This is a genomic window from Vibrio sp. 10N.247.311.47 (assembly GCF_041467535.1).
Lineage (GTDB): Bacteria > Pseudomonadota > Gammaproteobacteria > Enterobacterales > Vibrionaceae > Vibrio > Vibrio crassostreae_C.
Window position 1 is genome coordinate 57812 of the sequence record NZ_JBFSUR010000018.1, and the last position, 13647, is coordinate 71458.

The 13647-nt window shown below is 44.2% G+C and carries 14 protein-coding genes; 8 read left to right on the forward strand and 6 right to left on the reverse strand.

The window, feature by feature from the left end; all coding sequences use genetic code 11:
• Positions 1-28: 28 nt before the first annotated feature.
• The 6 genes from AB6E51_RS13285 (at position 29) to dbpA (ending at position 6376) form a co-directional block, all read left to right on the forward strand.
• The gene (locus tag AB6E51_RS13285) at positions 29-1342 is read left to right on the forward strand and encodes a TolC family outer membrane protein (protein WP_065584756.1); all 1314 of its coding nucleotides are present in this window, start codon (positions 29-31) and stop codon (positions 1340-1342) included.
• Positions 1342-1980, forward strand: a complete 639-nt coding sequence (locus tag AB6E51_RS13290; protein ID WP_017059473.1) for an OmpA family protein — start codon at positions 1342-1344, stop codon at positions 1978-1980. Before AB6E51_RS13285 ends, AB6E51_RS13290 begins: the two co-directional genes overlap by 1 nt.
• Complete coding sequence (locus tag AB6E51_RS13295) at positions 1980-2924, forward strand: PstS family phosphate ABC transporter substrate-binding protein (RefSeq protein ID WP_372058162.1); 945 nt, start codon at positions 1980-1982, stop codon at positions 2922-2924. The genes AB6E51_RS13290 and AB6E51_RS13295 overlap by 1 nt, the downstream gene beginning before the upstream one ends.
• Before the next feature lie 210 nt (positions 2925-3134).
• The gene (locus AB6E51_RS13300; RefSeq protein ID WP_017071598.1) at positions 3135-3722 is read left to right on the forward strand and encodes a hypothetical protein; all 588 of its coding nucleotides are present in this window, start codon (positions 3135-3137) and stop codon (positions 3720-3722) included.
• Positions 3723-3939: 217 nt separating this feature from the next.
• Positions 3940-4848 (forward strand): aldo/keto reductase family oxidoreductase, encoded by a 909-nt coding sequence (locus AB6E51_RS13305; protein WP_102333939.1) that lies wholly within the window; start codon positions 3940-3942, stop codon positions 4846-4848.
• A gap of 148 nt (positions 4849-4996) precedes the next feature.
• A complete protein-coding gene (gene dbpA / locus AB6E51_RS13310) occupies positions 4997-6376 on the forward strand; it encodes an ATP-dependent RNA helicase DbpA (RefSeq protein ID WP_372058161.1) in 1380 nt (459 codons plus the stop codon).
• A gap of 140 nt (positions 6377-6516) precedes the next feature.
• Here the strand turns inward: dbpA and AB6E51_RS13315 are convergent, their stop codons facing one another.
• On the reverse strand, positions 6517-6690 hold the full coding sequence (locus AB6E51_RS13315; protein WP_017059478.1) for a hypothetical protein: 174 nt from the start codon (positions 6688-6690) through the stop codon (positions 6517-6519).
• Positions 6691-6993: 303 nt separating this feature from the next.
• On the opposite strand from AB6E51_RS13315, the gene AB6E51_RS13320 reads away from it, so the two are divergent.
• Positions 6994-7830 carry a DUF6279 family lipoprotein gene (locus AB6E51_RS13320; protein ID WP_017071600.1) on the forward strand — a complete coding sequence of 279 codons (837 nt, stop codon included), beginning with the start codon at positions 6994-6996 and terminating at the stop codon, positions 7828-7830.
• 65 nt (positions 7831-7895) lie between these two features.
• Here the strand turns inward: AB6E51_RS13320 and AB6E51_RS13325 are convergent, their stop codons facing one another.
• The 4 genes from AB6E51_RS13325 to AB6E51_RS13340 form a co-directional block, all read right to left on the reverse strand.
• On the reverse strand, positions 7896-8519 hold the full coding sequence (locus AB6E51_RS13325; protein ID WP_017068401.1) for a PolC-type DNA polymerase III: 624 nt from the start codon (positions 8517-8519) through the stop codon (positions 7896-7898).
• 70 nt (positions 8520-8589) lie between these two features.
• Positions 8590-8991, reverse strand: a complete 402-nt coding sequence (locus AB6E51_RS13330) for a PPC domain-containing DNA-binding protein (protein WP_017059481.1) — start codon at positions 8989-8991, stop codon at positions 8590-8592.
• Between the two features lie 133 nt (positions 8992-9124).
• Positions 9125-10321 carry a DEAD/DEAH box helicase gene (locus AB6E51_RS13335; protein ID WP_065584754.1) on the reverse strand — a complete coding sequence of 399 codons (1197 nt, stop codon included), beginning with the start codon at positions 10319-10321 and terminating at the stop codon, positions 9125-9127.
• A gap of 196 nt (positions 10322-10517) precedes the next feature.
• Positions 10518-12149: an NAD(P)/FAD-dependent oxidoreductase gene (locus AB6E51_RS13340; RefSeq protein WP_048606003.1), complete on the reverse strand. Its 1632-nt coding sequence runs from the start codon at positions 12147-12149 to the stop codon at positions 10518-10520.
• 253 nt (positions 12150-12402) lie between these two features.
• On the opposite strand from AB6E51_RS13340, the gene fdxA reads away from it, so the two are divergent.
• Positions 12403-12726 (forward strand): ferredoxin FdxA, encoded by a 324-nt coding sequence (fdxA, locus tag AB6E51_RS13345; protein WP_065584753.1) that lies wholly within the window; start codon positions 12403-12405, stop codon positions 12724-12726.
• Between the two features lie 96 nt (positions 12727-12822).
• On the opposite strand, the gene AB6E51_RS13350 is transcribed toward fdxA, so the two are convergent.
• Positions 12823-13557 carry an RNA methyltransferase gene (locus tag AB6E51_RS13350; protein WP_065584752.1) on the reverse strand — a complete coding sequence of 245 codons (735 nt, stop codon included), beginning with the start codon at positions 13555-13557 and terminating at the stop codon, positions 12823-12825.
• Positions 13558-13647: the final 90 nt, after the last annotated feature.

The following is a 13647-nucleotide window of genomic DNA, read 5'->3' on the forward strand; positions in this document are numbered from 1 at the left end:
TTAAAGCATAAATATAAAAGGAAGTGTAATGCATTCAAAATTCTTACTCTCTTCTTGCTTGCTAATGAGTGGGCTGTCTCAAGCAGCTTCATTAGAAGAGTCCGTGGCCTTTGCCATCGACTATAGCCCAGAGATATTGGCGCAATACTCCCGATACCAATCGGTGGTCAGAGACGGAGACGCTGCGAGTGGTTTGTATATGCCACAAGTGAACTTGTACGCGGCAGCAGGCTATGAAGAGACACGCTACAACAGTGGCAGCAAACTCGATAGCGATGATAGAGGCCTAACGAGAACGGAAATTGGCGTTAAAGTATCCCAGTTACTATTCGATGGTTTTAAAACGACCTCGAATGTCGACCGACTGACGTTCGAAGCGGAAGCTGAGCGTCTAACTCTGATTTCGCGAGCTGAAAACGTATCGTTAGATGTGGTGAGAAATTACCTCGATATCCTCAAGGCAGAGACGCTACTTGAACTGTCTAAGCGTAATGTAAAAGAGCACCAAGAGATCTATCAAGATATCCAAGATAAAAAGAGCAAAGGCTTGAGTAGCAACTCGGATCTGGCTCAAATCTCCGCCCGTGTTGCGACGGCGCAATCTTCACTAATCGCTGCTCAAAACAACCTGTTTGATTTACAAACTCAGTACCTACGTTTAGTCGGCAAGCCTGCTGTGAACTTGGTTTATCCACGTTTTGATTATGCTTTGTTACCAAGTTCAGCACAGGTCGCGCTTGAACAGGCTGTCGAGAATCACCCTGAAATCCAAGCTTCTTTGCTTGATATTGATGCCGCTCGTAAAGAGATGCGCCGTGAGAAGGGGGATTACTACCCAGAGCTAAAACTTGAGCTTCATGCGAACAAGAATGACAACGTATCTAACCCTCCAGGCGGTGTCGATGAAGATGCACGTATCATGTTGACGATGGATTATGACCTGTTTAATGGCTTCTCTACCGACTCCAGGGTTGAATCGTCAGCTTGGCGAGTGGAAGAGGCAAGGGCGATCCGATTACGAACAGAGCGTGAGGTTCGAGAAGGTACACAACTGGCTTGGAACGCTTACAAAATGCTTGAGCAGCAAAAATCCTTACTTCAACAGAATGTTGATGCAGCGAAAATTGCAGAGCTTGGCTATATCCAGCAATTCAATGTTGGCAGACGAAGCCTTCTTGATGTACTGGATGCAAAAGTAGAAGTGTTTTTGGCTCGAAGAAACTTCATCAGCACTGAATATGATCAAACGTTAGCGGCTTATCGAGTGTTAAATGCGATGGGTATGTTGACGTATGCGTTGAGGATTGAACATCCAGAAGAGTGGCAAGGGGAGAATAAGTAATGAGATATTTTAAACTAGCGCTACTTAGCTCTATCTTGCTAATGGGATGTGCAGAAACGCCTGATACGACAATGACACGCCACCAAATTGATGACTTAGCGGATAATGACCGAGATGGTGTGATTAACCAGCGAGATCTATGTGCCGATACGCCAGAAGGTGTAACGGTAGACATTAAAGGGTGTGCCAATTGGAAAATTGTCGAAGACGTTGAAGTATTAAGTGTGGCATTTGATTTTGATAAGTATGACCTTAAACCTGATCATACCGCTGTATTAAATGAGTTGGTGCGTTTACTAGGAGAGCAGCCTGATGCTTCGGTTACCTTGGTCGGAGATACCAGTGCTGAAGGTACAAACGTGTATAACAAAGCATTGGCCAAGAAAAGAACGGGCGTGATTCGAGACGCATTGATTGATAGAGGCATCAATGGTGAGCGAATCTTTGAACAAGAGTTTACTCAGATAACCAGCTTAACTCAGCATCTTCACAAGCGTAAGCGTAGAACGATCGCGGTGATTAAAACAGAAAGCATGGAAGTGAACCCATCTTGGAACATCTTCACTTCAGAAATGCAGCTCGATAGTAATAGCGATGTTGAGTCTAAAACGTCGATTGATCCAGTAGGAGGCCAGTAATGAAATGTCTAGCTAATAAATCGGGCTTGCTGCTTGCTGCTGTACCTGCGTTGTTCTCTGTATCGACATTTGCGAATGATGCCAGTGACATTGGTTTGGTCGCGATTGAGCCGAATATGCAGGGGCTTGTAGAAAATCTGCTTAAGAGCCAAGAGATCGACTTAGAAATCTTGTTGAGTGACAGCGTCCCAGAACAGATGATCATGCAGCGCTCGCGTGTTGGTATCACTTCCAAAAAGTGGACTGACAAAGAGATGGCAAGGTTTGATATGCGTTACGGTTATAGGCCAACAGAGCTGATGTTTACCGCTGACGTGATTGCGATTCTAGCCAATGAAAATAACCCTGCGACATCAATCACCGTCGCTGAATTAATTGATGTGTTTGGTTGTTCTAACGATCCTAAACATCCAAAATGGTCAGCAAGTAGTGATATTCGTAACGGTGAAAGCCTAGATACTCATATGTTGCCCTTTGCCATTGATCACAACCTGAAAGGCCATACTACCTTTTCAAGTTGGGTCGAATGTGGAACAGAAGGAGAATATGCCCATACTCAGTTCTTAGCGGATTTACCTGATCTGATTAATAAGATTGAAGACGAAGATGCCGCCATTGGTTACACCGTTTACTCAGATCAGATCTCTGATGTGAAATGGTTGAGCGTGGTTGATAACCTAGGTGTGAACTACGACCTAAACAAAGAAACGATCCTCTCTGGTCGTTACCCGTTAGCAACGGTTTATTACATGTACTTGAATATTCCAGCGCATCGCAAAGGCTTTACGGAACAAGAGGAGTTCTTTGTTGGGCTTACCTTGTCACAAGATCATCAAGGCGTGTTGAACCAATACGGCTTCATCAGTTTACCGCCAGAAGCTATTCAACGTAACAAAGTGAGATTGTCGCTTGAAGAGCCTGCGATTGAAGGTGGCTACAAGTAATGGGTATGTTATGTTGTAACTGTTGTGGGAGAGTGATATTCTCTCTTTCGTAATGGTTCTCAACGTGACGGATTACGTTATTCGGTGATGAAATTATCTAGCGGGCATGTATGCCCGTTTTTTTTCGCCTAAAATTTGCGACTCGAGCAGTTGTTTGTCGTTTGGTCACGTATAATGGACACTTCATATAGCGCTAAATAAGCCCAGTCGATGAAAATCTTTCAAGTTCTAATCTTGCCTCTAATGCTGTCCCTCAATGCTATTTCATTTTCAGCGCAAGCAACCGAAAGCTGGTGGCTAAGAACAGTATTTAACAGCAGCCCAAGTCTGCCGAATTCTCAAAACTATATTAATGATATCGAGTTGATGGATTGTGGTGAGATCGAAGGTACTTTGTTGTGCAGTGACTTAACCCAATATTACGACCTGGATGTGTATGTTGAACTGGAGTTGGGGGACTCAAGTGTCGAAACGGTTCGCTTAAACCTGCCATATTCGGACCTAAGTTACACAAAGCTTCAGGCATACCTTCGCCAAGATGGCTTTGCTCTCAGTTCAATTCGTATTGGTGAAGATGAATTCGATGTTACAGCTCAACTCGAACAAGCTCGAAATGAAGGTGTTGGTTTCGATAAGGTGGATAAACAGCTGGTCGAATTCATCAACGCGCCTCACGGTTCAGCAGAGCAACTGAGTGTGTGGAATGTGCCTAGCTTATCTTCTTCTAGCTCTACTTCTCCTTGGATTCAGTTACAGAGTGATGGTGACAACTTAACGGTTGAACTTAATCGTTTTTAATTGCTCAAATTTATAGATAGTTTCGTTATTTATTAGGCTAAACAAGCCTTTCAGGAGAACGGCTCGCGGGCAGACAGCAAGTTATAATTCATTTAAGTGTTCGTTTTTCTGCGGCTCTCACATTTTTAATAAGCGTTTAGCTTTGCCATTTGTTATACGTTGAGCCTTCGGTAAAACGAGCTTAGGATACGTTCAGTATTGATAAAGGAGACAACCCATGGTTGCAAGAGTAACGATAGCGCCACAAGGCCCAGAACTTTCTGAGTTGGTGCAAGGATACTGGCGTACAGCAGAGTGGGGCATGACCCCGCAACAACGCCTGACTTTCCTGAAGCAACATATTGATTTTGGCATCACAACTGTTGATCACGCGGATATTTACGGTAACTACCAATGTGAAAAGTTGTTTGGTGAGGCGTTAGCGCTTGAACCAAGCCTTCGTGATGATATTCAAATCGTCACCAAGTGCGATATCAACCTATGTGGTGACCACACTCCAGATCGTAAGATCAATCACTATGACACCAGCGCGCAGCATATTTACCAATCAGTAAATAACTCATTAGAGCGCTTAGGTGTTAACGATATCGATGTATTGTTGATTCACCGCCCAGACGTTTTAATGGATGCGGATGAAGTAGCAGAAGCGTTCGCAGAGCTACACAAAGTAGGTAAAGTTAAGCACTTCGGTGTTTCTAACTTTTCACCGCGTCAGTTCGAACTGCTTCAATCTCGACTCGGTAAGCCGTTAGTGACTAACCAAGTTGAAATCAACCCATTGAACTTTGAAGTGGCTCATGATGGCACGCTAGATCAACTGCAGATGAACCGTATTCGTCCGATGGCATGGTCTTGTCTCGGTGGTGGTAGCATCTTCAGTGGTGATTCAGCGCAAGCGGTTCGCGTTCGTGATGAGCTAGAGGCGATTCGTCAAGAAGTCGGTGCAGACAGCATTGATCAAGTGATTTACGCTTGGGTTCGTCGTTTACCATCTAGTCCAATTGCAATTATTGGTTCTGGTAAGATTGAGCGTGTGAAGACGGCCGTTGATGCACTGAAAATCGAGCTGACGCGCGAACAGTGGTATCGCGTATGGGTGGCATCTAAAGGTCACGGTGTGCCATAGAAAGCAATTCGTATAGAAGTCAAAGCCAGCTAAGTAAGCTGGCTTTTTTGTGTTCGCCTAACATGTTTCTCCAAAACTGTGATTAAGGTGGAATAATTTTCAAAAACACTCATAATGCACTCTGTTTTTCACCAGTTGGATATTTCCATTGAGCACTTCAAAATTCTCTTCAATCGCCCTTAAACCAGAGCTTCTAAATACGTTAGATTCTCTTGGTTATACTGAAATGACGCCGATCCAAGCGTTAAGTCTTCCTACTATCCTAAATGGCAAGGACGTTATCGGTCAGGGTAAAACGGGTTCAGGTAAAACAGCTGCTTTCGGTTTAGGCGTGCTGCAGAACCTAGGCGTTAAGCGTTTCCGTGTTCAGTCTTTAGTGTTATGTCCGACTCGTGAGCTTGCAGACCAAGTAGCAAAAGAGATTCGTACTCTTGCTCGTGGTATTCACAACATTAAAGTGCTGACACTATGTGGCGGTATGCCAATGGGCCCACAGATTGGTTCACTAGAGCATGGCGCACACATTCTTGTGGGCACACCTGGTCGTATTCTTGATCACCTAGAGAAAGGCCGCATTGACCTGTCTGAGCTGAACACACTTGTGTTAGATGAAGCGGATCGCATGCTAGAGATGGGTTTCCAAGACGCTTTGGATGCTGTGATTGAAGCGGCGCCAAAAGAACGCCAAACTCTGCTATTCAGTGCGACTTTCCCTAAACAGATCAAATCTGTTGCAGACCGCATTATGCGCAATCCAGAAATGGTGAAGGTTGAATCAACACACGATCACTCAAGCATCCAACAACACTTCTACAAGTTAGAAGGTTCTGAAGCTCGTGATGACGCTCTAGAGCTGCTGTTACTTCATCACCAACCGGAGTCTGCGGTTGTGTTCTGTAACACTAAGAAAGAAGTGCAGAACGTAAACGATGAGCTAAGCCACCGCGGTTTCAGTGTTATCGAACTTCATGGTGACATGGAACAGCGTGAACGTGACCAAGCTTTGGTTCAGTTCTCAAACAAAACCATCTCGATTCTAGTGGCGACAGACGTTGCGGCTCGCGGTCTTGATGTTGATAACCTAGATGCTGTGTTCAACTTTGAATTGTCTCGCGACCCTGAAGTTCACGTACACCGTATTGGTCGTACTGGCCGTGCAGGAAGCAAAGGCGTAGCGATCAGCTTCTTTAGCGAAAAAGAGATGTACCGTGTTGCTCAAATTGATGAGTACATGGACATGCCAATCGAGCCATCTGAACTGCCAGCAAAACCAATTGCTAAGCCGTACTACTCAAACATGGTTACCATCCAAATTGATGGCGGTAAGAAAGCTAAGCTTCGTGCTGGTGATATTCTTGGCGCACTGACGGGCCAAGGCGGCATTGATGGTAAATCAGTAGGTAAGATCAATCTGTTTGCAATGCGTGCTTACGTAGCGGTAGAAAGATCTGTGGCTAAAAAAGCACTGAACAAAATCGAATCAGGTAAAATGAAGGGTCGTCAATTCCGCGCCCGAATCCTGAAGTAATTCGAGACTGAATCCCTTTGCTGCGATATGTCTAATTAACGACATTGCTAATTAATGGCATTGCAGTAAAGGGTGTTCCACAAAATGCCACTTAAGTTTCTTATCTTAGGTTTATCGACCTAGTCCTCTATACCAAAGCATTATTCATCGGGTCTTATCGAATAAAGATCGTTGATATGTTTTCCTTCGCTAAGATACCAAGTCATCGCTTCCTGTCGATTGTCAACCAATATCGTGATTGTGGTTATTGAACCATCGTCAAAATAACAAAGCTCATATTCTAAATCGCTTGGATGATCAGGAATAGCGGCCATAGCTTCCCTCCCAAATATCAATCATTTTAAATACGTCAACCCAACTCATTTATAGGGCTCGTATCACGTCAAATGAGTAATAAAATCAAGTTACATCACTGCCATTAATTATTTTTAGTTTAATCATTTGCCTAAATAGCTAGATTAGCAAGTTTGGGTCTCAATTTATCTCAAAGTTTTTACGGCCACTGTTTATTAAGACTACTTTTATAAGAGCTAGAATTAGCGTTATAAAAACTGGGCTAACCTTAAAGGGATGAGTTAATCGGTTTGTGGCTTTGTTGAATGTCGTGAGAGGGTAGAATGAGAAAGTGCCGGTGGTTAGTTTTAGTGATCTGTTTTCTATTTACTGGGTGCGGGACCAAGTTCGCCTATAACAATATAGGTTGGTTTGTCGTTAGCTATATAGAAGATTTTGTTTCCCTCTCAAATAGCCAAGAATCAGAGCTTGAAGAGCGATTAGATATATTACAAAAATGGCATAAAGAAACTCAGCTACCTCTGTACATCTCGCAATTAGAAGCGATTCAAAACGTAGATCGGTCGGATATGAATCCCGCTTTTATTGTGGGCCAAAGTGAACAAACGAAAGAGCATATTCGCACAATCGTCAATAAGTTCGCTCCAGATATTTACGCCTTGAGTATGCAGCTTAGCCCTAAGCAAGACAGGGAGTTTTTAAAGAACTTTCGTGAAAAGCAGCAAGACTATTATGAAGAAAGGTTGTCGTTGAACGATGACGATTCGAGAGAGCGATACCGAAACAGAATAGAAGAGCGTGCAGAACGGTGGTTAGGTTCAGTATCGAAAGAACAAAAACAGATTATTTTGGCTTGGTCTAAAGAGTGGGTAAATACCAATAGCAGTTGGCGACAATATCAAAACAACATCTATCAAGAGCTAACGACGCTGATGGCAAAGAAGAGCGACCTACATATTGCTCAGCCAATTATTATGAAGTTGCTTTTAAACAATGAAGCTTATTATCCTGCTGAACTTGAGCCGCAGCTTAACCAAAATATGGAAACATCAGCCAAGTTTTTAGTAGATATGGCCGCGACCAGCAGTAACAAGCAGTGGGCGTATTTTATGAATGAGTTAGAAAGCCTCAAAGGAACGTTGGAGTCATTGCAAGAGTAGAGCGTTCTTTTTAAAGGCTAACGGTCATTATCGAGCTAGCCTTTCATCAAACTGAATTTCGGAACCTAACCCCTGTTGCTCATAAGTAGTTTTGGAATCGAACCTTTGGCTGTCCTAGATATTTTCTGCATCAGTTGAAAGCTTGGCTGTTGAATGCCGTGATCACTTTGCAATTCATCAATCATCAATAACCACAACCTTGCTGTCATTTCTGAATCGGCTAACGCTCTGTGGAAAGTACCGTCGTTGTCGATATTTTTGAAACGCACAAGGTCGCCTAGCTTATGAGTTGGTGCGTCTTGGATTAGACGACGAGCTATCAACATTGAGCAAGCGAACTGTCCATTGTAATCGCGACCAATATTATCTAATTCCGCATCAAGAAAGCGCTTATCAAATGAGGCATTGTGAGCGACAAGTTGGCTGTCTTGAATGAAGTCTGCAAACTCATCCATCACTTCACTACAACTGGCCGCTGTGCTTAACATACGGTTACTGATTCCGGTATAACCTTCAATGAATCCACTCACACGAAATCCCGGGTTCATGAGCTGCTGGAAGGTGTCGACGACTTCGCCGTTAACGAGTTTAACCGCACCGATCTCAATCGCTCGGTCGCCCATATTTGGTGATAAGCCTGTGGTCTCGAAATCGAGAACGATAACGGAATCTGCGGAGTTTGGAGCCATCGTGTTTCCTAATTGCTGTTTGGTAGTATCGCTTTGTATGGGGCGTTTGGTGTTGCTATGGGTAAATCAGTTATTTGCTATTGCTGATAGTAAGTTCAGTGTAACCCGTCGAATCGTCATGCTCTCTGTTGAAGGTCAAGGTATCGTAGCGGTGAACAATCAATTCAGCCGTGGTCGCGATAATCGTCCCTTCAAGCAAATGCCCACCAATTACATTGCCATTCTCATCAGCAACGGAGATATGAATATGCTGGTGGTTTGGGGTTAGCGTTGCCATCACCGAGACTATTTCGAACGGAGCTTGAACTAGCTTGGTGTTGTTGGCATTAGCTAAGCGAATATTGAGTTGAGAAACACATCCGACACAAGACGCAATAGAGCCCGCGGAGATATTGTGCGCTGTCACTAGCCTCTGGATCTCTAGCTTTAGGTCTTGGCCGCGGGTTAATCTCGTTGCGATAGGAGTGATCATCTTATTGCCTCAACGTTATATGTATTTCAAAGAACAAAACGAAGCCACATAGGGCTTCGTTTTATTTTCATTTTGGCTAACGCGACTTTTCTTTTGGTTAATGCAACTTTGCATTTTCTGTCGCTGAAATTACTTAGTCTTGTTGCTGTTCTCTTTTCTTCTTAGGAACGAAGTTCAATACTGAGATTGGCACTTCTTTGCGTGGTTCGAAACCTTCAACAACGCGACGTTCAATCAAGTGACCCAGACGCTTTTCAATAATGCACAGGTTTTTGAAGTTATCTTTCGATAGGAAAGATATCGCTTCGCCAGACGCATCAGCACGGCCTGTACGACCAATACGGTGAACATAGTCGTCCGCTGGGAAAGGCATGTCGTAGTTTACTACGCGGCTTAGGTTGTCGATATCGATACCACGAGCAGCAACACCCGTCGCGACTAAGTACTTTAGACGACCTTTCTTGAAGTCAGCCAAGATTTTTTCACGAATCGCTTGGCTACGTCCACTATGGAAAGCTTCCGCTTGAATACCACGTTTCTCAAGTTGAGCAACCAACTTAGCAGCGCCGTGCTTGGTTTCGATAAAGATAAGCGCTTGGTCCCAGTTGCCTTCGGTAATCATGTGGCTCAATAGTGCTGACTTACGGTCTTTATCTACGGTAACTAACCATTGCTCAATGTTCGCTTTAGACGCATCTGTCTTGGCAATCGAAATCTCTTCCGCTTCGCTGATAGCACTTTTCGCTAGCGCGCGCACTGGCGTTGAAAGCGTTGCTGAGAACAGTAGATTTTGGATGTCTTGTGGTAGACGCGCGATGATCTTGTTGATGTCTTCAATGAAACCCATGTCTAGCATGCGGTCAGCTTCATCTAGAACCAGAACTTCCACTTCATCAAAGTGAACGGCACGTTGTCCGTACATGTCGATCAAACGACCTGGTGTTGCCACAAGAATATCGACACCTTCGATCAAGCGGTCTTTCTGGTGTTGGTAAGATACGCCACCGTACATCGCTAATGATGTTAGGTTTAGGAATTTCGCGTACTTAGTAATGTTCTGTTCAACCTGAATCGCAAGCTCACGAGTTGGTGTCAGAATAACAGCACGAATGCGTTTTTTACGTTGTGTTTCACCTTTACTTAGCATTTCTAAGATAGGGAGAACAAAGCTCGCAGTTTTACCTGTACCTGTTTGTGCAGCAGCAATAAGGTTCTTACCAGAAAGCACAATCGGAATTGCTTTTTCTTGAATAGAGGTTGGCTTTTCATAGCCTTGTTTTGCAACGGCTTTAACAATAGGTGAGCTTAATCCAAGCTTGGAAAATGGCATAAGTTTCTCGGTATGATTTGGCTAAATAGCGATGGAAAGGTTCAACAATCTTATACAAGGATAAGATTAATGGCGGCATTCTACCATGTTGCTTGTGTACCGCTAGTAACATGCACATAAAAAAATCCAGTGTCGACAAGACACTGGATTTTCAGTTTTGGGTGTTCGCTATTTAGCTTGGGTTTATCGAAAGCGTTTAAGCGATCTCAATCTTCTCGGCTTGGTTCTGCTCTACCATTGATAGTGCTAGCGCTTCTGCGGCCTTAATGCCGTCGATACCAGCAGACAGGATACCGCCTGCGTAGCCTGCACCTTCACCAGCCGGGAAGAAGCCCTTAAGGTTGATGCTTTGGAAGTCTTTGCCACGTTTGATGCATACAGGAGAAGACGTACGTGTCTCAACACCGGTAAGTAGGCCGTCTGGCGTAGAGAAACCTTTGATCTTCTTCTCGAACGCTGGGATTGCTTCACGAATCGCTTCGATAGCAAAATCAGGCAGCGCTTTTGAAATATCAGTCAGGTGGATACCCGGCGTGAATGACGGTTGTACTTCACCGATTGCACTTGGATCGCGACCTTTCAAGAAGTCACCGATTTTTTGAGCTGGTGCATCGTAGTTTTCACCACCAAGAACATAAGCGCCGCTTTCTAGTTCACGTTGTAAACGGATACCAGCCAGTGCGTCACCTGGGTAATCACGCTCTGGGTCGATACCTACAACGATCGCGCTGTTTGCGTTACGTTCTGCACGAGAGTATTGGCTCATGCCGTTCGTTACTACGCGGCCTTCTTCAGACGTTGCAGCAACCACAGTACCACCTGGGCACATACAGAAGCTGTATACAGTGCGGCCATTCTTACAGTGGTGAACGAGTTTGTAGTCCGCAGCACCTAGGATTGGGTTGCCTGCGTTCTTACCGAAACGAGCTTCATCGATCATCGATTGCTTGTGTTCGATACGGAAACCAACAGAGAAAGGCTTCGCTTCCATGTAAACGCCACGATCGTACAGCATTTCAAACGTGTCACGAGCACTGTGGCCAACAGCCAATACCACGTGACGAGATTTGATCTCTTCACCGTTAGAAAGCGTTAGGCCAGTGATTTGACCATCTTCCATATGAACGTCGTCAACACGAGTGCTGAAACGGATTTCGCCACCAAGTTCAATGATAGAAGCGCGCATCTTTTCGATCATGGTAACCAGTTTAAAGGTACCGATGTGCGGCTTACTTACGTATAGAATTTCTTCTGGTGCACCCGCAGCAACGAACTCTTCAATTACTTTACGGCCGTAGTGCTTTGGATCTTTAACTTGGCTGTACAGCTTACCGTCAGAGAAAGTACCTGCGCCGCCTTCACCAAACTGTACGTTTGATTCTGTGTTCAGCGTACGCTTACGCCAGAAACCAAAGGTATCTTTCGTACGCTCACGAACTTCTTTACCACGCTCAACGATGATTGGGTTGAAACCCATTTGAGCAAGCACTAGGCCAGCGAATAGACCACATGGGCCAAAACCGATAACCACAGGGCGCTCAGTTTGGTTCTCAACCGCTTTAGCAACAAACTTGTACTCCATATCAGGAGTCACTTTTACGTGCGGGTCGCTAATGAATTGTTCTAACAACTCAGCTTCGTTTTCAACGAGAACGTCAAGCGTGTAGATAAGTAAGATCTTTGATTTCTTACGAGCATCGTAGCCACGTTTAAAGATATTAAAAGAGAGTACCTGATCAGAGTTAATACCAAGTTTCGCTTCAATAGCGTCTTGAATAGCAGACTCTTCATGGTCTAGTGGGAGTTTAATTTCGGTTAAACGTATCATTTCGATGTCTCGTTTTTATAGGTGTCTTAGCTAGATCGTTTCTTAATACAGAGTTTGATGGAAACGCTGATGTTCAAAGAAGCGATAAGCTCACAATGGCGCGCATTTTACGAGAAATTGATTTATCTGTCATACTAATTTGGAAACATGGAGCAAATAGACACGATATTAGAGCCGTATGATGTTGAATTTTGCTTTGGGATGAGTATTATCCCCATTCTTCAATTTTGACTAACTTATAGAGCAGAGCATCATGGCATTTGTCGTAGGCGATAATTGTATTCAATGTAAATACACAGACTGTGTGGCAGTGTGTCCCGCAGATGCGTTCCATGAAGGCCCAAACTTCATGGTAATTAACCCGATCGAATGTATCGATTGTGGTTTATGTGTACCTGAATGTGATGCTCAAGCGATCTTCCAAGAAGACGAACTGCCAGAAGATCAAAAGATCTTCATCGAAGTGAACGCAGAGCTCGCTGAGATTTGGCCTGTGCAAACGGAAGTAAAAGCACCAATGGATGACGCTGAAAAGTGGAATGGTGTGTGTGATAAGTTGGCAATGCTAGAAAAGTAATTGTTGAAAAGAACTCAAATAAAAAGGCGTACTGATTTAATCAATACGCCTTTTTTAATATCTGAACACTGTCGATTAGCTAGTTAGCTTAGAGGTCTAGCTGTGCTGACGACGCATGTTGTCGAGAATGATGCCAGTCGCCATTGCAACGTTCAAAGACTCTGCGCCACCGAATGCTGGAATCGTAATCTTATCTGTCACGTATTTAGCGGCGTGTTCACGAATACCGTGAGACTCGCTGCCCATCAGCAAAATGCCATTTGCAGTGAAGTCAGTCTTATGAACACTTTCGCCTTCCAAAAATGCACCGTAAACCGGTAGATTCGCTTGCTCTAAGTAAGCTGGTAAGTCAGTTTGACTTACGTGTACTCGGCCAAAGCTGCCCATAGTCGCGCTGATAGTTTTAGGGTTGTATGGGTCTGCGCAATCACTGCTCGCAACGATATGCTTGATGCCATACCAGTCTGCTACGCGAATAATCGTACCTAGGTTGCCAGGGTCTGAAACGCCATCAAGCGCAATCATCAGTCCTGTTGCTTCTGGTAGTTCAAACGTTGGGATCTCAACAACTGCAATCGCGGCATTGTTACTCACCAAAGTACTTGCTTTGGTTAGATCATCCAGCGAGGCTTCAACACAATCAAACTCAATCAGTGAAGCATGATTTTCAGATAAGAAATCAGCGGTAGCAAAGACATTCTTCACCACTAAGTCACTATTGAACAGCTCAAGAACGTTCTTTTCACCTTGAACTAGAAACAGGCCGTGGGCTTTACGTTGTTTCTTTTGGCCCAAAGCACGAAGGAGTTTTAATTGGTTTTTTGAAATCATGTTTTTATCCTAGATATAAGCCCGCGCATTATAGAGCAAAGGTTAGCGAACCAAAAGCGTGATGACTCAATGCGATCTACATAAAAAGCA